The following is a 20,237-nucleotide window of genomic DNA, read 5'->3' as shown; positions in this document are numbered from 1 at the left end:
GGATAGTTAGGCTTTTTTCCTATAAAAATTAATTTGTTATGAAAAACGTTTTTTTTAAAATTGCAGTGCTGTTCTAATAGGATGGAATTGTCTACAATGTAAGTAGATTAATTTTTAAAGTGTAATCTAATAAGGAATGACGTGTATAGCGAAGGAAATACACGAAGACTCCTGCGGGAACAAAGGCCTCGATGAGACCCCGAAGGCGCAAGCCGAGGAGGCTCATTAGCCTTGTCTAGTTGTAGGCGCTATCGGCTCGAGGTCAAATAACCTGAGACATGAAAGGCAAAGAACGCCTTTCTTTGTCTCAGAACATTTGCTTGTCGCCGATAAGCAAGCGCCTTTCACTTTTCTAAGCCCGCGGAAAGCGTAGTGTATTTCCGTAGCGGTATTGAAATTCTAACATTGTATAAGACCTATTCCCTTATCCGAACCTTTCCACCACTAGAAGAATATAAATACCGCGGAGGTGTTTGCCGTGAATAATTCCAATATAGATGATTATTTAAAAAAAGGAATGTACGGCGTAAAACAAACTAAGCCAGACGAACGCAGAAAATTCCTTGGTACCATTAGAGAAAGAATAGTCGTCGCACTGACAAAGAGTCAAGTGATGGAAAAAGGAGTATATCCTGAGGTAGTAAAACTAATGAAAGATCATCCAAAAGCAACACTATTATTAAACGGAGATCTCGACTATGCTTATCTTTCTGATTATATTGCCAATGCAAGAAAAATAAATATCCCCTTTTCAATCGTAACCAATAAGGAATCCAATACAGACATCGGTTTAGTACTCGCATATGACTATGCTATAGATAAAGAAGAAATCTATATAGAGAAACAGGAACCAGAGCATAAGCCAGAAGAAGTGAAAACGAACAAAAAAAATGTAATCAGTAAGCTCATACACTTTTTAAAAAAGTAATATGTACTATTTTTTGTCATTTTCACCTTTTTGTAATTCGCTTCCCTTTCGAACAACTTTTTTTCCATATTTATTTACAAGTGTATCAATTGCTTGATAGAGCGGCTCTTTCTGAGCTGCTTTTTCATATGTAAATAAGTCAAGTTGTTCATAAGCTTCATCTTCATCAACTATGTCCTGGGCAGATAACCCTAGTAGTCGAACAGGATTTCCATCCCAATTCTGCATAAACAATATTTTTGCAGCATGAAATAAATCCACTGGTTTCCTAATTGGATTAATTATTTTCCTGCCTCTCGAAATTGTTTTTCTATCTTTATAACGAATAATTACTGCTACATTCTTCGTCATATACCGTTTCCGTTTCAATCTATCCGAAAGACTAATTGCAAGATTCTCTAAAATATCCAATAGTTCGGATTGATTTGTGATATCACGTGGTAATGTAATGGAACTGCCTACACTTTTATTTTCTTTCCCTGCTTCTGGATCAACAGGACGTGGATCAATCCCATTTGCTCTTTCTTGTAATTGGATGCCACGAATACCAAGAACAGCTCTTAATTGGATGTCATTTGCCTGAGCAAGATCGCCGATTGTATGAATATTAATGGTTGCTAACTTCTCAGCTGATTTTGCTCCTACACCATGCATTTCAATCGTTGGTAGTGGCCAAAGCAAGTGATGTATATCGCGCTTTCGCAAAACCGTAATCCCTAAAGGCTTTTTCATATCAGACGCCATTTTTGCCAAAAATTTATTAGGAGCAATACCAATACTACATGGCAAATCAAGTTGATTCAGTAGCCTATTTTGAATAGACTGAGCTATTTCAATTGGTGTTCCTAACTCATAACATTCTGTAATGTCTATATACCCTTCATCAATAGAAACAGGCTCAACAAGCTCAGAATATTGACGTAGCTCCTCAAACATTGCACTTGATGCTTTGCGATAACGATCAAAGTTAGGTCGTTTCACAATTAATTGTGGGCATAATTTTTTAGCTTCCCACAGTGGCATTGTTGTTTTAACCCCAAATTTACGTGCTTCATAACTACAAGTGACAATAATTCCTTTGCGCTCTTCTTCATTACCAGCAATAGCTAGAGGCTCGCCCTTTAATGATGAATCATAAGCCATCTCTACAGATGCAAAAAAACTATTCATATCCACATGAAGTATGACACGGCCATTTTTAGGATAAAAACTCGTTACCTCATTTATTTGTGAATACATTGCATTACACTGTTTCCTCTTGAGATTGTAAAAAATCTTTAATTTTCTCCATGTCTTCTAACATTTCAAGGAGATTGACTGGATCAAGAATAGCAATTATCCCATCCTCCATGCTCGAAAAGGCAGATATATATTTGGTTTGCTCCTTGATTAACTCTATTTGTCGTAACACTTCTGGTGCTATTTCTAAGATTTCTTTAGTCATTTTAACTAACAATCCATATGTAAAATCAGCTGCTTTTAAAATAATGATACGAGATTCACTACTAATCTCCATTATGTCGCCGTAAAGAATACATTCTAAATCAAATACTGGGATTAATTCGCCTCTTACATGGATAGTTCCTCGCATGTATTCAGGAAGATTTTCAACCATTTCTATTTCGGATGTTTCAATAGATTGGACAGCAGCAACTGGAATCCCATATTCCTCACTTCCAGCATGAACGACTAATATAGTGTCTGACATAATAATTGTCCTCCTTCCTTAGGAAAAAGCAGGTTACTATAACAGTACCTGCTTTTAATATCTATTATACTGCATATGGTACAATGCAGACTAGCTGAAAAAAGCAACCTTAGCGATTTGCTACTTCATCAACAATTGCAACGACGAGTTCAGCAAGCTTATTTAATTCTACAATTGGCATCCGCTCATTAACAGTATGAATCTCTTCATAACCAACACTTAAATTAACTGTAGGGATGTTAAATCCTGCGATAATATTAGCATCACTGCCACCGCCACTTGCATGTAATTCTGGAGAACGACCTATTTTGGTCACAGCGCTTTTGGCAACTTCAACAACTTCATCACCATCTGCATATTTAAATCCTGGGTACATAATTTCAACTGTTACATCAGCAGAACCACCCATGCTTTTAGCCGTTTCTTCAAAAGCGGATTTCATTTTTTCGACTTGAGCCTCCATTTTTTCTGGAACAAGTGAGCGTGCCTCTGCCAAGATATACGCTTTATCTGCAACGATATTTGTTGCTTGTCCCCCTTCAAAACGGCCGATATTAGCTGTTGTTTCTTCATCAATTCTTCCAAGTGGCATTTTTGCAACTGCTTTTGCAGCGATGGTAATCGCTGAGATTCCTTTCTCAGGTGCTACACCAGCATGAGCTGTCTTCCCATGGATAACTGCACTAATCTTGGCTTGTGTCGGTGCTGCAACGATAATATTACCAACCTGCTCATCACTATCTAGTGCAAAACCATATTTTGCATTAATTAGTGAAGAGTCAAGAGCTTTAGCACCGACAAGTCCAGATTCTTCTCCTACAGTAATAATAAACTGGATATCCCCATGCTCGATATTTTGTTCTTTTATTACTTTCAACGCTTCTAACATTGCAGCTAGCCCTGCCTTATCATCTGCTCCTAAGATTGTTGTGCCATCTGTTACTATATAACCATCTTTAATAGATGGCTTTACTCCATTACCTGGTACGACGGTATCCATATGTGAAGTGAAATAAATCGGGTCAACCCCCTCTTTATTCGCTTTTAGAGTACAAATTAAATTTCCTGCACCATGTCCTGTTTCTGCAGTTGTATCATCTTCAAATACTTCCACGCCTAAACTTGAAAATTTCTCTTTTAATACTTTTGCAATTTCAGCTTCATGTTTTGTTTCTGAATCTATTTGGACCAATTCAAGAAATTCATTTAATATTCTTTCTTCATTAATCATGTTGTGTAAAGCCTCCATATTTTTATATTTTCTATCATATTACTGAGAAACCCTATAAAGGAATATTACCATGTTTTTTCTTAGGTCGCACTTCTCGTTTATTACGGAGCATTTCTAATGCTTGAATTAACTTTATTCTCGTTTCACGAGGATCGATGATATCATCTACCATACCATGGGCTGCTGCAATATATGGGTTTGCAAATTTCTCACGATAGCTCTCCATTTTTTCTTGGCGTGTTTCCTCTGGATTCTCACTATTTTCAATCTCACGTGAAAAAATGATGCTAGCAGCACCGTGTGGTCCCATCACGGCAATTTCAGCATTAGGCCATGCAAATACTAAGTCTGCACCAATCGCTTTACTGTTAAGCGCTACATATGCACCACCGTAAGCTTTTCTTACAATAACAGTAATCTTTGGGACAGTGGCCTCTGAATAAGAATAAAGAATCTTGGCTCCATGCCTAATGATACCACTATGTTCCTGTTTAATACCTGGAAAAAAACCTGTCACATCTTCAAATGTGATAAGCGGTATATTGAATGAATCACAAAAGCGAATAAACCGTGCTGCTTTATCAGAAGCATCAATGTCTAAGCTACCAGCCATAAATTTAGGTTGATTGCAGATAAGCCCCACTACTTCACCGTGTATTCTTGCAAACCCTACGATGATGTTTTTAGCAAATTCTTTATGAACCTCAAAAAAGCTATTGGAATCCACTACTTCTAATATTACTTGTCTCATGTCATACGGTCGAACTGAATCAAACGGAACAATATCGAGCAATTTAGATCGATAATCATCTTTACCATCAAATTTCTTTTTATCAGATGTTTCTTGATTATTTTGTGGTAAATAGTCTAATAACTTTCGGACCATCGTTAACAATTCTCTTTCCGAATCAGCTCGAAAGTGAGCATTTCCACTTATGGTATTATGAACTCTTGCACCACCTAAATTTTCAGAGCTAATATTCTCTCCTGTTACGGTTTCTATTACCTTAGGTCCTGTAATAAACATCTGACTCGTATTATTTACCATAAAAACAAAATCAGTAATTGCTGGTGAATATACCGCTCCACCTGCACAAGGTCCTAATATGATCGATATTTGCGGGATAACACCAGAGTATATGGCATTACGATAAAATACATGTCCATAACCATCAAGCGACACTACCCCTTCTTGAATTCTCGCTCCACCAGAATCGTTTAATCCGATAAACGGTGTTCCATTCTTAGCTGCTAAATCCATCACTTTGCTAATTTTCTCTGCATGCATTTCTCCTAATGCTCCACCTAATACCGTAAAGTCTTGCGCGAATAAATAAACTGGCTTTCCATTAATTTTGCCAAAGCCAGTTACAACTCCGTCACCAGGATATTTCGTTTTGTCTAGTCCAAAATCAGTCGATCGATGCTCTATAAAAGGATTGAGTTCAACAAAAGTACCACGGTCAAGTAATATATTGATTCTTTCCCTTGCTGTTAGTTTACCTTTATCATACTGTTTTTGAATGCGTTCATCCCCACCACCCAATTCTGCTTGCCGACGACGATCGTAAAGTTCATTTAATTTATCATATATATCAGTCATGATAAGTCGCCCCCTGCAATCTTCTTTTCATATAATTCAACTAGTACTCCATGTGCCGATTTGGGATGAATAAATGCAATTAAACTATCATTCGCCCCTAATTTAGGCGATTCATTTACTAATTTGACCTGATTTTCGGTTAGTTCTTTCATGCTCTTTTCTACAGAATCTACTTGAAAGGCAATATGATGGATTCCTTCACCATACTTTTCAATAAATTTTGCTATTGGGCTATCACAACCTGTTGCTTCTAATAATTCAATTTTGATATTATCTGCTTCCAGAAATGCTACCTTTGTTTTTTCGGATGCTACTGTCTCTATTGAAATCAAAGTTAATGGTAAAATTTGTGTATAGAATGGAATCGTATTCTGTAATGACTTAACGGCGATGCCAATGTGATCTATGTGTTTCATTGTTCCGCCTCCTAAAATATATTGAAAAAAGTCTCCATTCTATATATATTCCTATTTACGTCATACTTTCCTATAAAAGAAAGGTTGTACAAAACAGATTTTCTCGATAAAATAATAATAAATCAAATTTTTTAGGGGTGCATGACATGTCCAATAAAAAAATTCAAAAGATAGTAATTTATATCATGCTCATCTCAATGATTGCAACGACAATTTTTGCTGGAGCTTCCATGTTCTAATAAATGAATAAACAAAAAAGGTGAGATAGATCCACATTCGGATTATCTCACCTTTTTTCATATTAAATTGCTCCATATTTTTTTGCTAATTCTTCCATTGATTCAGAAGAATTTACAATTAAGATTTTCGTCCCAATTAATACACGGTCATATAATTGCTCTAGTTCTTTTTTTGGCATTCTTATGCAGCCTTGCGATATATATTGCCCTATCGATTGTGGTTGATTAGTTCCATGGACTCCATATGTTCTACCATCAGTGCCTCTTGCATCAAAACCTATCCATCTTGACCCCAATGGATTAAGTGGACTTCCACCCGGAATGTCTAATTTTCGATAATAAGGATTAATCGCCTTCACTGTGATAGAGAATAATCCTTCAGGTGTGAGTTCATTTGTTTTTCCCGAAGCTATGCTACTTTCTAAAACAATTTGTCCACCTTCAAATAAAACGAGTTGATTGGATTTTTTATTTACAATTACAAGCGAGTCACCTGGTAGAATATTAGCATCAAATGGCCAAAACGTTGTGTTGATTAACATCATGATAGAAAATAATAATTTCATTATAACAACCTCTTTTCACTTAGTTTGTGAAAAAAGAAGAAATTACATACAATAATAATGATGACAATAAAGGTCTTGACGAAAGTAAACCGACTCGGCATAGCAGAATATCCAGTTGTGTCATTTCATGTATGCAAAAAAACCAAACTATTTAGAATTTAATTCCAGTAATAGTTTGGTTTTTCATTTTAGTACTTTTTAATTAAACCTCTTCACAATATTCATCGAAATATCTTTGTAGTTTGTTTACAACAGACATTGGATCATGGCCTTCAATTTCATGACGCTCCACCATTGTTAATATCTTTCCATCTTTTAATAATGCAAAAGAAGGCGAGGATGGTGGGTAATCAGTGAAATAACTACGAGCCTTTGCTGTTGCTTCCTTATCTTGTCCAGCAAAAACAGTTACTAGATGATCTGGACGCTTATCATAGTGAATAGCATGAGCTGCAGCTGGGCGTGCAATACCTCCAGCACATCCGCAAACAGAGTTAACCATTACTAATGTTGTTCCTTCTCTATTTAAAGCAGTATCAACATCTTCAGGTGTAGTAAGTTCTTCGTAGCCTGACTTAACCATGTCTTCACGTGCCTGTGTTAGAATGTCATTCATATAAAGATTAAAATCCACTGTACACAACTCCTTATAGGTATGTTTACTTATATTCATATCATAGCAGTAAATATACATTTTTATCAAATATGTTGATGCTCCATGTTTAATTCTTGGAGGAAAAGGGAATGATACTACTACATCTAGATCCATACCCCTAAACTCCCTAGATGTTTTTTTGGACAGCAAACTTAGCGCTGTCCATTTTTTTTGGAGTTGTACACAGAAAATAGTAAATCTACAGCTTGCGGGACTGTAATTTCACCATTTTCCAATTGCTCATCAATTCGCTTTTTCTTCTCTATCACTTGTTTATTTTGAAAAAAAGACCTTTCTAGCCTCTCCATCACAAGTGAGTGAAACCATGCATGCACTTGAAATTGACGATTCGTTTCAAAGTAATTTCGAATCTTAGCTTCATGTATAAACCCCTCTATTAAACTCCATATTTCCTGCCAACCTTTACCAGTAATAGAGGAACATAAGAGAACTTGTGGTTTCCACCAATCGATTCTTGAATGTATTAGGTGTAATATTTGCTTGTATTCTCTCCGTGTTTGTTCTGCTATTGATAAATTATCACCGTCTGCTTTATGGACAATGAGAGCATCTGCTAATTCCAGTATTCCTTTCTTTATACCTTGTAGTTCATCTCCTGCTCGCGTTAATACTAATAATAAAAAAAAGTCAACCATGCTCCGAACAGTAACCTCGCTTTGTCCCACGCCAACAGTTTCCACCAAAATAATGTCATAACCTGCTGCTTCACATGCAATAATCGCTTCTCTTGTTCGTTCGTGGACACCACCTAATGTCCCACTAGAAGGACTGGGACGAATATATGCATTCTTATGTTTACTTAATGCTTCCATTCGTGTTTTATCTCCTAATATACTTCCACCAGTAATGGTAGAACTTGGATCAATAGCTAAAACTGCTACACGAAATCCAGCATCACATAACATCATTCCAAATCCTTCAATAAAAGAACTTTTCCCAGCACCTGGTACACCCGTAATACCAATTCTTATCGAACGACCAGCATATGGTAACAGTTGTTGAATAATCGTTTGTGCCTGTTCTCGATGTCGTTCCGTTTTGCTTTCGATAATTGTGAGGGCCTTAGCAAGTATTGCAATGTTTTTCTTTATGACTCCATCTACGATTTGCTGAATAGACATTTCTCGATCATGTTGCTTTTTAAAGAAGCGAATTTGGTCAGGCATCATCTTCATCTTCTTTCACGTAACCAAGCTTTTCAAATATCTTCTCTAGTACCGTTTTAGCAGCTTGAGGAATGATTGTACCAGGTCCAAAGATTGCTGCAACCCCATTTCTTAGTAATTGTGCATGATCTTGCTTAGGTACTATCCCACCAAGAACGATGAGAATATCATCACGTCCAACTCTTTTTAATTCACTTATTAATTTTGGTACGAGTGTTGTATGTCCACCAGTTAACGAGCTAATACCAATTACATGTACATCATTTTCGATTGCTTGTTTAGCAGTTTCCTCCGGGGTTAGAAATAAAGGTCCAATATCAACATCAAAGCCAATATCAGCAAATGCAGTTGCAATTACCTTTGCTCCGCGATCATGACCGTCTTGCCCCATTTTAGCAATTAAAATCCTCGGTCTTCTTCCTTCCTGCGTTAAAAAATCATTTGCCATTTGCTTTGCCAAATTTATCTCCTCATCATTTGTATAATGAGATTGATAAACACCACTAACTGATTGATTTATGGCTCGATAACGGCCAGATACTTTTTCAATTGCAGCAGATATTTCTCCCAATGTTGCCCGTTCCCTCGCAGCAACAATCGCAAGTTCTAATAAATTAGTACCATCTCTATTTGCCCCTTCTATTAACAAGCTTAGAGCTTCCTGTACCCTCTTATTATTACGCTTTACTTTGAGTTCTCTTAATCTTTCTATCTGTAAATTCCTTACTTCCATATTATCAATATGCAATATTTGCATCGATTCCTTCTCTTGCGGTTGAAAGCAATTTACGCCGATAATTTTCTCGCTTTTTGAATCAATTTTCGCTTGTCTTTCAGCAGCTGCTTCTTCAATGCGTAACTTTGGTATACCAGTTGCTATTGCTTTCGCCATCCCACCTAATTGCTCCATCTCCTCCAGATGCCCCCAAGCTCTACTCATTAAGGAATTTGTTAGAGATTCCACATAATATGATCCACCTAAAGGATCCACGACATCGGTTAACCCCAGACCGTTCTGTAAGTAGATTTGTGTATCCCTTGCAATACGCGCTGTTAACTCGGTTGGCAATGCAATGGCTTCATCCAATGCATTTGTGTGTAATGATTGTGTTTGACCTGTTACTGCTGCATGAGCTTCAATTAAAGTACGAATAATGTTATTGTATGGATCCTGTTCAGTTAAGCTCCAACCAGATGTTTGACAATGTGTTCTGAGAGCAAGTGATTTAGGATTTTTGGGATTAAATTGACTCATCAACTGTGCCCACATCATTCTGCCAGCACGTAATTTTGCTACTTCCATGAAATAATTCATCCCAATACCCCAGAAGAATGAAAGTCTAGGTGCAAAATCATCAATTTGTAGTCCAGCTTCAACACCCGTTCTCACGTACTCTAATCCATTTGCCAATGTATACCCAAGCTCTATATCTGCAGGTGCGCCTGCTTCTTGAAGGTGATAACCAGAAATAGAAACACTATTAAACTTTGGCATGTTCTTAGTTGTGTAGGAAAAAATATCTTTAATGATACGCATCGACATATTAGGAGGATAAATGTACGTATTTCGAACCATATACTCTTTTAAAATGTCATTTTGTATAGTGCCTGCTAATTGATGGGTCTTCACACCTTGTTCTTCCGCAGCAACAATATAAAATGCCATAATCGGGATAACTGCACCATTCATCGTCATGGATACAGACATTTGATCTAAAGGAATATCCTTAAATAATAACTTCATGTCTTCTACAGAATCAATTGCTACTCCAGCCTTCCCAACATCTCCTACAACCCGCGGATGATCCGAATCATAGCCACGGTGTGTTGCTAAATCAAAAGCTACAGATAATCCTTTTTGCCCATTCGCAAGACTATTACGATAAAAGTTATTACTCTCCTCTGCCGTAGAAAAACCAGCATATTGTCTTATCGTCCATGGACGAGTTACATACATTAATGGGTATGGTCCTCTTGTATAGGGTGGTAAACCGGGGAAATTATTTATATGTTTCGTATCGACTATGTCTTTATCCGTATATAGTGATTGAATAGTAATTCTCTCTTTTGTTTCATATTCCATTTTATTTATATGAACATTTGGCAAAATTCCACTGTTTTCCTTAAAAGGATGAATGGATTGAAAGTTAGGTTTATTCATCTATATCCCCTTCTTTGTTCTGCCATTTTCCTATCGTATTTTGAAAATCACTCTCTCGTAGTGAGTGTAATATGCCACCATTTTGGTCAATTTTCTGAAAAATCTTCCATGCTCCATCTATTAGTTTTTCAGTCAATGCCTCCACATAAAAGGAACCTCCACAAGGATCTGATACTCGATGGAAATATGCCTCCTCCCGCATAATTAGCTGAGTATTGCGAGCGATTCTAGTCGCCAACTTATCTTCTTCATGAAATGGTGTTACATGTAAATAATCAATTCCACCGATAGAAGCTGCTAACGCCGCTGTTCCTGCACGTAGAATAATATCATGTTCATTAAAAGGTCCACTTGATTGCTGGAATGTAGCTGTTTCTGCTGATATTGTGATATCTGCTTGATGAATCTGATAAGCATTAAGTATCGTTCTCCATAAGACTCGAAAAGCCCGAATTTTTGCTATTTCTACATAAAATTCATCCCCAATCTGAAAATGAAATGCTATTTTATTTACCGTTTTCTCAGGAGACCAACCTAGCTTTTTCATACATTCGATATAATAAACTGCCTCTGCAATAGCTAACGCTAATACAGCTAGAGTATTAGCACCTCCATTGCTATATGGTATCATATCAACCAAAATGACTTTCAGCTCTCCAAATGGATCAGCTAGTTTTTGGACATTCTCTAGCCATTCAACTGATAATTTGCTTATCACTTTCTTGTTTAGTTGCGCAGAAATAGGATCGGTAGCAATAATGCCTATTACATGTTTGAATGGAACTTCTAGGAGTTTTTTGATGATAAGTGGATAATTTGACGTACGAAGAACAAAAGGAATTTCATTTACCGTCATTATTTTTTTCAAATCATTAAAATCTATTTGTTTATGATCAGATAAGTAATCACAATCTATTGCAATAGCATCTTGTCCATTACATATGGCTAGCCTAACCATATCCACCAAAGTATTCCAATCACGATGTTTCATCTTTTGTGAAATTTTCCAGTTATTATTAAAATCACGGGCATTAGAATATAGTTCAGAGTTAACACGGTGTTGCCAATCTGAATTAACATATAAAGGCTTTATTAGCATACCTTCTTTAGTATGTTTTACTGGGATAGATTGCTTTATTAACCGCTCCCATGTCTTGTAATTGTAATCAGGAAACAATGTTTGCTTCGCTTTTTCAATAAACAAAGAGTATCCCTCCTCTTTTAAAAAAAGATTCGTTATACTAACATATGGCAAGCTACATTCATGTTAGTACTGCAGAATAAGCAAAAGAATAAAAAAAGAAGCTGTTACAAGATAAAATGTAACAAGCTTCTTCTTTCTGTTTGGCTCTGTTAAAGTTCATTGTTGTTAACAACTTAGTTGATTGTAGCGGATGTACACGAGACTCCTGCGGGAACAGCACGAGCCGAAGATCCACTTGGCAAAGCGGTTTTCTTTGCCAAGTTAGCTGAGGCCGTGCCCGCGGAAAGCGAGTGTACAGGAGCGAAAATCAAGATCAGAGTTTAACAGAGCTTTCTGTTTAATAAACAGATGTATTTTCTTTTGGTATATTTTCTAGAATTTCTTTTACTCGTTGGAGGAAATGGCCACAAATAAGACCATCCAATACACGATGATCTAGTGATAGACAAAGATTCACCATATCTCGTATTGCAATAGCATCATTGACCACAACAGGACGCTTTACAATTGATTCCACTTGCAATATTGCAGCCTGTGGATGATTGATAATCCCCATCGATTGAATGGAGCCAAACGAACCAGTATTGTTTATCGTAAAAGTTCCACCTTGGGTCTCTTCACTTTTTAGCGTACCATTACGAACTTTTTTAGCAAGTTCAGCAATATCACGAGCAATTCCCTTTATTGACTTTTCATCCGCATTTTTTATGACTGGAACAAATAATTCATTTTCCTTTGCGACAGCAATCGAGATGTTCACATCTTTCTTTTGTACAATTTTATCTCCTGCCCACATCGAATTAATCATCGGGAATTCTTTTAAAGCTTGAGCTACTGCTTTAACAAAGAATGCGAAATAAGTTAAACTAAAGCCTTCACGTTGTTTAAATTCATTTTTTAATGATTCTCGGTAGCGAACTAGCTTTGTTACGTCTACTTCCATCATCATCCAAGCATGCGGAATTTCATCAAGACTTTTACGCATTTTATTAGCAATTGCTCTTCTTACACCGGTAACAGGAATTTCTATATCACCTGCAGCAGTTGGAATAATAGTTTGTTTTTGTTGGCTATGAGTTTTCACTTCAGGAGTATTTTCCACTACCGGTACATTCGCTGGAATAGAATTTGTATCAATTAACTTCTGAAGGTCTTTTCGCGTTATTCTACCATCTTTACCAGTTCCATTGACTTTGGATAAATCAATATCGTGTTCTTGTGACATTTTTAAAACAGCTGGAGAAAATCTAGTTTTCCCCGTTTCATTAGAATCTGATTGTTTTACTACTGTCGGGTTATCACTTTCATTTACTTCTTGCACTTCGGTATTTGTATCATTAGCTTGTCCAGTGGTTCCTTCTACATTGATTGTACATATTGTTACACCGACTGGCTGCACAGACCCTTCCTCTACTAGTAACTCGTTAATAATTCCTGAGAATGAAGATGGGATTTCTGCATTAACTTTGTCTGTCATGATTTCCGCTAATGGGTCATATTTATTTACATGATCACCAGGCTGTACAAGCCACCTGCTGATTGTTCCCTCTGTAACACTCTCGCCGAGCTTTGGCATGGTAATTTTTTCTGTCTTCATGATGATAACCTCCTTTTACCTGTTAGAATTCAGCAAGCTCCCTCATTGCATTTTCGACTTTCTCAGGATTGACTAAGAAAAACTTTTCCATCGTTGGAGCATAAGGCATAGCAGGAACATCAGGCCCAGCCAATCTCTTAATTGGAGCGTCAAGATCGAATAAACAATGTTCAGCAATAATCGCGGCAACCTCACCTAAGATACTGCCTTCTTTATTATCTTCTGTCACTAATAATACTTTTCCGGTTTTTTTAGCTGCTTCAATTATTGCTTCTTGGTCTAATGGATATACTGTACGCAGATCTAAAATTTGTGCATCAATTCCATCTTCCGCTAATCTTTCAGCTGCTTGTAATGCAAAATGAACACACAGTCCATATGTAATTACAGTAATATCTTCTCCTTCCCGCTTCACTTCCGCTTTTCCAATCGGCAAAACATAATCATCTTCAGGGACTTCCCCTTTAATCATCCGATATGCCCGTTTGTGTTCTAGGAAGAGTACAGGATCCGGATCTCGAATAGCTGCTTTTAATAAACCTTTTACATCATAAGGAGTGGAAGGCATCACTATCTTTAAACCAGGTTGATTAGCAAAGATAGCCTCTATAGATTGAGAGTGATACAAAGCACCATGAACACCACCACCATATGGTGCCCGTACAACAATCGGACAACTCCAATCATTATTGGAACGATAGCGAATTCTCGCTGCTTCTGACATTATTTGATTCACAGCTGGTAAAATAAAATCAGCAAACTGCATTTCTGCAACAGGACGATACCCATACATTGCAGCTCCGATTCCTACACCTGCAATAGCTGATTCAGCAAGTGGAGTATCCATTACCCTTTGTTCTCCGAATTGCTCGTATAGACCTTGGGTCGCCTTAAATACGCCACCTTTTACTCCTACATCTTCCCCTAATATAAATACTTTTTCATCGCGTTCCATTTCTTCCCGAAGTGCCATCGTGACAGCTTCAATATAAGAAATTACTGGCATTTAGATTCCCCCTCTTACTCTGGAGCATAAACGAACGTTAAGGCATCTTCAGGCTTGGCATACGGAGCATTTTCAGCGTATTCTGTCGCTTCGTTCACTTCCTGCATAACCCGATCGTTTATTTCCTTCTTCATACTTTCTGTTAGAATTCCACACTCCTCAAGATAAGTTTCAAAAAATAGTACAGGGTCTTCTTTCTTAATTTGTGTTAATTCTTCATTAGAACGATAACCACGGTCATCATCATCAGAGGAATGAGCTGTAAATCGATGTGTAATGGTTTCGATTAATGTAGGTCCTTCTCCACGACGGCCTCTATCAGCTGCTTCTTTGACTACTTTATATACTTCTAATAAATCAAGTCCATCGACCGTAACGCCTGGCATACCATAACCAATCGCACGATCGGATACTTTTTCACAAGCCAATTGTTTCTCAATCGGTACGGAAATGGCGTAGTTATTATTCTCACACATGAAGATAACTGGCAACTTTTGCACACCTGCAAAGTTTAATCCTTCATGAAAGTCACCTTGATTGGATGAACCTTCTCCAAATGTAACAAATGAAACTAAATCACTCTTCTCCATACGTGCTGCAAGCGCAATTCCAACCGCATGGGGAACTTGAGTTGTTACAGGTGAAGAACCTGTTACAATTCTATTTTTCCTTTGACCATAATGACTTGGCATTTGCCTTCCGCCTGAGTTAGGATCTTCTGCCTTTGCATAAGCAGAAAGAAAAATATCCTTTGGTGTCATACCAAATGCTAGTACAACGGCTAAATCTCGATAATACGGTAAAATATAATCCTTCTCTCTATTCAATGCATAAGCAGCACCAACTTGGGCTGCCTCTTGCCCTTGACAAGAAATGACGAAAGGAATTTTACCAGCACGATTTAATAACCACATCCGTTCATCGATACGCCTTGCCATTATCATTGTCTCATACATATTTAAAACATCTTGATTACTGAGGCCAAGCTCAGTATGCCGATTATTTGCCAAATTAACTCCTCCCCAAATTGAGTTATATATGGATCGCTTTTCCATCCACCGCTAATGCCGCTTCCCCAATCGCTTCACTTAAGGATGGATGTGGATGAATAGTATTCCCAATTTCCCATGGTGTAGCGTCAAGAACACTTGCAAGACCTGCTTCAGATATCATATCTGTTACATTAGGTCCGATCATATGAACTCCTAAAATATCATTCGTCTTCTTATCTGCAATGACTTTTACAAAACCATCTGATTCTCCAAAAACAAGGGCTTTTCCTGTTGCTTGAAAAGGAAATTTGCCCATTTTTATTTCATAACCTCTTTGTCTTGCTTCCTCTTCTGTATAGCCAATACTAGCAACCTCTGGATGACTATACACACACTTAGAAATATGCTCATAACGAAGGGGCTCTGTTTTAGTACCAGCTATATGCTCGACAGCTCTTATACCTTCATGGGATGCAACATGTGCTAATTGCAAACCGCCAATCACATCACCTATGGCATATATATGGGATTCCTTCGTTTGATAATGAGCATTCACTTGAATATATCCATTGTCTGTAATAATGTCAGTATTTTGTAGCCCTATATTTTCAATATTCCCTTCCCTACCAATAGAAACGAGAATACGATCAACAGTAAATGATTGGAGTGTTTCATTTTTTTCAGCGGAAATTGTTACGGATTCCTCATTCTTCGTGAATGTCTCCGGCAATATTTTTGCATTTGTAATAATACGGATTCCTTTTTTATGCAATAGTCTTTCCAATTCTTTAGAAATTTCTACATCTTCCGTAGGAATAATACGATTGGCATATTCGACTACTGTTACGTCTACACCAAAATCAGCTAGCATTGAAGCCCATTCAATTCCTATTACTCCTCCACCTACAATAAGCATCGATTTGGGTAAATTCTCCATTTCTAATGCTTCATCAGAGGTAATAACAGTAGAACCATCTATATGAAGTCCAGGCAAGCTACGTGGCTTAGAACCTGTAGCAATTATAACATTTTTTGGAATTAACATTTCATTTTCTTGTCCATCTTCTAATTCCACGGAAATGGTCCCGGGTACTGGAGAAAAAATAGATGGTCCTAAAATTCTTCCAAAACCATTATAAATATCAATCTTCCCTTGTTTCATTAAATATTGTACACCTTGGTATAGTTTTTCTACTATTGCTGTTTTTCGGGATTGAACTTTAGCAAAATCAAGGGTTGTGGTATTTGTAACAACACCAAATTCATCACTACGTTTTGTTAATGAATATACTTCTGCACTACGTAGCAATGCTTTACTTGGGATACATCCTTTATGAAGGCATGTCCCACCAATTTTATCCTTTTCTACAATTGCTGTTTTAAGACCAAGCTGTGATGCACGAATTGCTGCAACATAACCACCTGTTCCTCCACCAAGGATAACTAAATCATATTCTTGTGCCAAGTTACTTCCCTCCTGTTTTTCTTACATCCTATTTGCTAATATATGTTTATTATTAAGAAGGAATTGGCTCCTTGATTTTCTCATTTTTTCAATTCGCTCCTCAGCCATACGGTCTGCAGCAATATAGGTTGGTATTTGATCACGCTTGGATATTTCAATAACTTTTTCTACATTTTGATAAATTGCTTCTACCTTTTTCAATGCTCGTTCTTTGTTATAACCGTATAATTCATCCGCGACATTAATTACTCCGCCAGCATTTATTACATAATCAGGAGCATATACGATACCCAACTCATGTAGTTTGTCACCATGCTTTGTCGATTGTAATTGATTATTTGCTGATCCTGCAATTACTTTCACTTTAAGTTGAGGGAGAGTTTCATCGTTTATCACTGCACCAAGCGCGCATGGTGAAAATATATCTGCCTCTACAGAATAGATATCATTCGGATCAACTGCTTGTGCTTGAAATGCTTCTTGGGCACGCTTAACAGCTGCTTCATTAATATCCGTTACAATTAACTTCGCACCCTCTTCGTGTAAATAACGGCAAAGCTCAAATGCTACGTTACCTACCCCTTGGACAGCAACTGTCTTCCCTTCAAGTGAATCAGTTCCAAACGCTTCTTTAGCAGCAGCTTTCATCCCAACATAACACCCATATGCGGTGACTGGTGAAGGGTTACCGGATGAACCAAAAGCAGGAGAAATTCCAGTAACAAAATTTGTTTCTTCATGAATAATATCCATATCTTCTACTGTTGTACCTACGTCCTCTGCAGTGATATAACGGCCATTTAATCCTTGAATAAAACGACCAAAGGCACGAAACATTTCTTCATTCTTGTCTTTACGTGGATCTCCAATGATGACTGTTTTACCACCACCAAGGTTTAATCCTGCGGCTGCATTCTTATATGTCATTCCTCTTGCAAGGCGTAATGCATCAATAATTGCATCCTCTTCAGATTTATATGTCCACATGCGTGTACCGCCAAGTGCCGGTCCTAAAGTTGTATCATGGATTGCAATAATAGCTTTCAAACCAGATTGTTCATCTTGGCAAAACAACAATTGCTCATAATCATACTCATTCATATATTCAAAAATTTTCATTATAATCCTCCAGGAAATAAAATTTATGACCTTATCATGATACCTAATCATAATTCCATTCTATACCATTGTAACGAAAAGCGTCATTCTTGACAAATCATAGCATTGGTATATGATTTTTTTATGGCAATTTTTTTTAAGGGGTAGTGGTATGGGACGAGTTATTGCACTAATTATATTGTTAATCCCCGGTGTTCTAGCTGGATATGGTATTAAATTAATGAGAGATATGCTATTTGGTGTACTTAACCCGCCATTTGGCTACTTATGGTTACAATTTTTATCTGGACTTATATTTTTTGTATTAGGTCTAGGTTTTATTGCTGGGTTTATTTTGCATCGTGATCGCAAGAAAAATAATGTACAAGATCGTTTTAAAAAACGCTAGATCTCTGATAGATGAGATCTAGCGTTTAATTTTCGCTCTCAATTTCACTGCTTTTTCAGGATAGTCGGTTATAATCGCAGAACAATTTGCTTGAATAAAGCGTTTCATATCTTTTTCTTTATTAATAGTGTACGGCCTAACTGCAATACCGTTTTCAATGGCTGTTTCAATCATTTCATTCGTAATAACCTTATATTTTGGGTGGATTCCAATTGACCCTAACGTCTTAGCATATTCCCAAGGTTTGTATAAAATATCATTGTATAGTGGTGCAGTCTCCATCTCTGGATATTGATTATTTATGTATACAAGTGAATAGTGGTTAAATGATGAAATAAAAGTCCTTGTCACAAGGTTAAATTCTTTTATGAGTTCAATTACTTTATCTTCTAATCCTTCATGTGGTTGATCACTATTTTTCAATTCAATATTACACAATAACTGATTCCCGGAAAGCCATTCAAACACTTCACGTAATGTTGGAATACGTGAGGCTTTATTAAAAAAGTGTTTATAATGGTAATTTGCTTTCAGTTTTTTTAATTCAGCTAATGTAAGCTGATTTATATATCCGGTCCCGTCTGTTGTACGATCTACTGTATTATCATGGATTACGACAATCTCGCCATCTTTCGAAAAATGAACGTCCAATTCAATTCCATCTGCACCGGCCTTCTCTGCAGCTTTAAATGATTCCATTGTATTTTCTGGGTGTGTCCCGGCTGAACCCCGATGTGCTAATATAAGGGTCATTTTTTCACCACCTGTATTTTTAATAAATTTTTTGCTAGTTCAAGTATACCACTAAGAAAAAATATCCTCATGTACACTCTATTCAAAGAGATTAATTTAAAGAAAACAAAAGCCGAACTAACTTGAAATAACAATTCAAGAAATAGTTTGGCTCTAGTGAAGAAATAATTATATTGTCCTTTTAATCAAAAAATCATTATGATGCCTTATGCTCTAAACGTAATTTATCTGCTACCATTGCAATAAATTCCGAGTTTGTTGGTTTTGCTTTTGACATACTTACTGTATAACCGAACAAGGAGGAAATAGAATCAATATTACCACGACTCCATGCTACTTCGATAGCGTGGCGAATTGCTCTTTCAACACGGCTTGCTGTTGTGTTATATTTTTTCGCTATGTCTGGATACAGAACCTTTGTGATGGATCCAAGTAACTCAATATCATTGTATACCATCGTAATTGCTTCCCTTAAGTATAGATATCCTTTAATATGTGCTGGTACACCAATTTCATGAATAACGGAAGTAATACTAGCTTCTAAATTTTTGGGTTTCGATTCAGATTGTGACTTCGCGGCCATTGTTGGTGCTTTCCGCTTCACCTCACTACCTTTACCATTTACTTGGCGTATGTGATTTGCCAGATGCTCTAAATCAAATGGTTTCAGTATGAAATAAGAAGCACCAAGTTCAACAGCTTTTGTTGTAACATCTTCTTGGCCGAATGCAGTTAGCATGATTACGTTTGGAAATTTAATTTCCTTGGATTCCCGTAATTTTTCTAATACACCCAGACCATCAAGATGTGGCATGATGATATCTAATATTAAAACATCAGGTGATATATCTTCTAAAAGTTGAAGGCAATCCTGACCGTTATGTGCCATACCAACAACTTCCATATCATCTTGCGAAGAAATAAATTCATCCAATAAATTGACTAATTCTCGATTATCATCCACAATACAAACTTTGATTTTTTTCACTTCTTTTTCCTCCTCAAGTCCGAAAAATATA

At 36.9% G+C, this 20,237-nt stretch carries 20 protein-coding genes; 3 read left to right on the top strand and 17 right to left on the bottom strand.

Features of this window, described 5'->3' with window-relative positions; translation table 11 throughout:
• Nucleotides 1–478: 478 nt before the first annotated feature.
• On the top strand, nucleotides 479–928 hold the full coding sequence (locus tag ACFPM4_RS00410; protein WP_144919676.1) for a YueI family protein: 450 nt from the start codon (nucleotides 479–481) through the stop codon (nucleotides 926–928).
• A 6-nt stretch (nucleotides 929–934) separates the two neighbouring features.
• Here the strand turns inward: ACFPM4_RS00410 and ACFPM4_RS00405 are convergent, their stop codons facing one another.
• The 5 genes from ACFPM4_RS00405 to mce all read right to left on the bottom strand — a co-directional run bounded on the left by ACFPM4_RS00405 (nucleotide 935) and on the right by mce (nucleotide 5,886).
• Nucleotides 935–2,167, bottom strand: a complete 1,233-nt coding sequence (locus ACFPM4_RS00405; RefSeq protein ID WP_382346425.1) for a DNA polymerase IV — start codon at nucleotides 2,165–2,167, stop codon at nucleotides 935–937.
• 4 nt (nucleotides 2,168–2,171) lie between these two features.
• Entirely contained in the window at nucleotides 2,172–2,636 is a 465-nt protein-coding gene (locus tag ACFPM4_RS00400) for a chemotaxis protein CheW (protein WP_144919674.1), read from the bottom strand.
• A gap of 109 nt (nucleotides 2,637–2,745) precedes the next feature.
• Complete coding sequence (locus ACFPM4_RS00395; protein WP_144919673.1) at nucleotides 2,746–3,867, bottom strand: M20/M25/M40 family metallo-hydrolase; 1,122 nt, start codon at nucleotides 3,865–3,867, stop codon at nucleotides 2,746–2,748.
• A 52-nt stretch (nucleotides 3,868–3,919) separates the two neighbouring features.
• The gene (locus tag ACFPM4_RS00390; protein ID WP_144919672.1) at nucleotides 3,920–5,470 is read right to left on the bottom strand and encodes an acyl-CoA carboxylase subunit beta; all 1,551 of its coding nucleotides are present in this window, start codon (nucleotides 5,468–5,470) and stop codon (nucleotides 3,920–3,922) included.
• A complete protein-coding gene (mce, locus tag ACFPM4_RS00385; RefSeq protein ID WP_144919671.1) occupies nucleotides 5,467–5,886 on the bottom strand; it encodes a methylmalonyl-CoA epimerase in 420 nt (139 codons plus the stop codon). The genes ACFPM4_RS00390 and mce overlap by 4 nt, the downstream gene beginning before the upstream one ends.
• Nucleotides 5,887–6,032: 146 nt before the next feature.
• Here mce and prli42 point away from each other — a divergent pair, with 146 nt between their 5' ends.
• Entirely contained in the window at nucleotides 6,033–6,125 is a 93-nt protein-coding gene (gene prli42, locus ACFPM4_RS00380; protein WP_186324605.1) for a stressosome-associated protein Prli42, read from the top strand.
• A gap of 62 nt (nucleotides 6,126–6,187) precedes the next feature.
• On the opposite strand, the gene ACFPM4_RS00375 is transcribed toward prli42, so the two are convergent.
• From ACFPM4_RS00375 to bcd, 10 genes are all read right to left on the bottom strand, one after another.
• Nucleotides 6,188–6,691: a L,D-transpeptidase gene (locus ACFPM4_RS00375; protein WP_144919670.1), complete on the bottom strand. Its 504-nt coding sequence runs from the start codon at nucleotides 6,689–6,691 to the stop codon at nucleotides 6,188–6,190.
• 202 nt (nucleotides 6,692–6,893) lie between these two features.
• Nucleotides 6,894–7,364, bottom strand: coding sequence for a BrxA/BrxB family bacilliredoxin (locus ACFPM4_RS00370; protein ID WP_144919940.1), 471 nt, complete (start codon nucleotides 7,362–7,364; stop codon nucleotides 6,894–6,896).
• Between the two features lie 134 nt (nucleotides 7,365–7,498).
• Complete coding sequence (gene meaB, locus ACFPM4_RS00365) at nucleotides 7,499–8,533, bottom strand: methylmalonyl Co-A mutase-associated GTPase MeaB (protein WP_318280842.1); 1,035 nt, start codon at nucleotides 8,531–8,533, stop codon at nucleotides 7,499–7,501.
• A complete protein-coding gene (scpA, locus tag ACFPM4_RS00360) occupies nucleotides 8,526–10,694 on the bottom strand; it encodes a methylmalonyl-CoA mutase (RefSeq protein ID WP_144919668.1) in 2,169 nt (722 codons plus the stop codon). Before scpA ends, meaB begins: the two co-directional genes overlap by 8 nt.
• Nucleotides 10,687–11,898, bottom strand: a complete 1,212-nt coding sequence (locus tag ACFPM4_RS00355; RefSeq protein WP_382346415.1) for a methylmalonyl-CoA mutase family protein — start codon at nucleotides 11,896–11,898, stop codon at nucleotides 10,687–10,689. Before ACFPM4_RS00355 ends, scpA begins: the two co-directional genes overlap by 8 nt.
• 337 nt (nucleotides 11,899–12,235) lie before the next feature.
• The gene (locus ACFPM4_RS00350) at nucleotides 12,236–13,495 is read right to left on the bottom strand and encodes a dihydrolipoamide acetyltransferase family protein (RefSeq protein ID WP_382346412.1); all 1,260 of its coding nucleotides are present in this window, start codon (nucleotides 13,493–13,495) and stop codon (nucleotides 12,236–12,238) included.
• A 22-nt stretch (nucleotides 13,496–13,517) separates the two neighbouring features.
• Entirely contained in the window at nucleotides 13,518–14,501 is a 984-nt protein-coding gene (locus tag ACFPM4_RS00345; RefSeq protein WP_382346409.1) for an alpha-ketoacid dehydrogenase subunit beta, read from the bottom strand.
• 14 nt (nucleotides 14,502–14,515) lie between these two features.
• The gene (locus tag ACFPM4_RS00340; protein WP_382346406.1) at nucleotides 14,516–15,511 is read right to left on the bottom strand and encodes a thiamine pyrophosphate-dependent dehydrogenase E1 component subunit alpha; all 996 of its coding nucleotides are present in this window, start codon (nucleotides 15,509–15,511) and stop codon (nucleotides 14,516–14,518) included.
• Nucleotides 15,512–15,533: 22 nt separating this feature from the next.
• The gene (gene lpdA, locus ACFPM4_RS00335; protein ID WP_144919663.1) at nucleotides 15,534–16,958 is read right to left on the bottom strand and encodes a dihydrolipoyl dehydrogenase; all 1,425 of its coding nucleotides are present in this window, start codon (nucleotides 16,956–16,958) and stop codon (nucleotides 15,534–15,536) included.
• Between the two features lie 21 nt (nucleotides 16,959–16,979).
• Nucleotides 16,980–18,077: a branched-chain amino acid dehydrogenase gene (bcd, locus tag ACFPM4_RS00330; protein ID WP_144919662.1), complete on the bottom strand. Its 1,098-nt coding sequence runs from the start codon at nucleotides 18,075–18,077 to the stop codon at nucleotides 16,980–16,982.
• Nucleotides 18,078–18,228: 151 nt separating this feature from the next.
• On the opposite strand from bcd, the gene ACFPM4_RS00325 reads away from it, so the two are divergent.
• On the top strand, nucleotides 18,229–18,465 hold the full coding sequence (locus tag ACFPM4_RS00325) for a DUF2627 domain-containing protein (protein ID WP_144919661.1): 237 nt from the start codon (nucleotides 18,229–18,231) through the stop codon (nucleotides 18,463–18,465).
• An 18-nt stretch (nucleotides 18,466–18,483) separates the two neighbouring features.
• On the opposite strand, the gene ACFPM4_RS00320 is transcribed toward ACFPM4_RS00325, so the two are convergent.
• Complete coding sequence (locus ACFPM4_RS00320; RefSeq protein ID WP_382346402.1) at nucleotides 18,484–19,218, bottom strand: glycerophosphodiester phosphodiesterase; 735 nt, start codon at nucleotides 19,216–19,218, stop codon at nucleotides 18,484–18,486.
• 196 nt (nucleotides 19,219–19,414) lie between these two features.
• Nucleotides 19,415–20,206 (bottom strand): sporulation transcription factor Spo0A, encoded by a 792-nt coding sequence (gene spo0A / locus ACFPM4_RS00315; protein WP_144919659.1) that lies wholly within the window; start codon nucleotides 20,204–20,206, stop codon nucleotides 19,415–19,417.
• Between the last annotated feature and the right edge of the window lie 31 nt (nucleotides 20,207–20,237).

This window comes from Lederbergia graminis, from assembly GCF_042655485.1.
GTDB classification, from domain to species: Bacteria; Bacillota; Bacilli; order Bacillales; family Bacillaceae_C; genus Lederbergia; species Lederbergia graminis.
The sequence above is the reverse complement of the archived record's forward strand: the minus strand, read 5'-3'. Positions and strand labels throughout refer to the sequence as shown.

What these genes read in the sequence shown, in the direction of transcription:
- ACFPM4_RS00350 (WP_382346412.1), bottom strand. Translation starts at nt 13,495, where the DNA reads ATGAAGACAGAAAAAATTACCATGCCAAAGCTCGGCGAGAGTGTTACA.
- ACFPM4_RS00395 (WP_144919673.1), bottom strand. Translation starts at nt 3,867, where the DNA reads ATGATTAATGAAGAAAGAATATTAAATGAATTTCTTGAATTGGTCCAA.
- ACFPM4_RS00345 (WP_382346409.1), bottom strand. Translation starts at nt 14,501, where the DNA reads ATGCCAGTAATTTCTTATATTGAAGCTGTCACGATGGCACTTCGGGAA.
- ACFPM4_RS00375 (WP_144919670.1), bottom strand. Translation starts at nt 6,691, where the DNA reads ATGAAATTATTATTTTCTATCATGATGTTAATCAACACAACGTTTTGG.
- bcd (WP_144919662.1), bottom strand. Translation starts at nt 18,077, where the DNA reads ATGAAAATTTTTGAATATATGAATGAGTATGATTATGAGCAATTGTTG.
- ACFPM4_RS00405 (WP_382346425.1), bottom strand. Translation starts at nt 2,167, where the DNA reads ATGTATTCACAAATAAATGAGGTAACGAGTTTTTATCCTAAAAATGGC.
- scpA (WP_144919668.1), bottom strand. Translation starts at nt 10,694, where the DNA reads ATGAATAAACCTAACTTTCAATCCATTCATCCTTTTAAGGAAAACAGT.
- meaB (WP_318280842.1), bottom strand. Translation starts at nt 8,533, where the DNA reads ATGCCTGACCAAATTCGCTTCTTTAAAAAGCAACATGATCGAGAAATG.
- mce (WP_144919671.1), bottom strand. Translation starts at nt 5,886, where the DNA reads ATGAAACACATAGATCACATTGGCATCGCCGTTAAGTCATTACAGAAT.
- ACFPM4_RS00370 (WP_144919940.1), bottom strand. Translation starts at nt 7,364, where the DNA reads ATGAATATAAGTAAACATACCTATAAGGAGTTGTGTACAGTGGATTTT.
- ACFPM4_RS00400 (WP_144919674.1), bottom strand. Translation starts at nt 2,636, where the DNA reads ATGTCAGACACTATATTAGTCGTTCATGCTGGAAGTGAGGAATATGGG.
- prli42 (WP_186324605.1), top strand. Translation starts at nt 6,033, where the DNA reads ATGTCCAATAAAAAAATTCAAAAGATAGTAATTTATATCATGCTCATC.
- ACFPM4_RS00390 (WP_144919672.1), bottom strand. Translation starts at nt 5,470, where the DNA reads ATGACTGATATATATGATAAATTAAATGAACTTTACGATCGTCGTCGG.
- ACFPM4_RS00320 (WP_382346402.1), bottom strand. Translation starts at nt 19,218, where the DNA reads ATGACCCTTATATTAGCACATCGGGGTTCAGCCGGGACACACCCAGAA.
- ACFPM4_RS00325 (WP_144919661.1), top strand. Translation starts at nt 18,229, where the DNA reads ATGGGACGAGTTATTGCACTAATTATATTGTTAATCCCCGGTGTTCTA.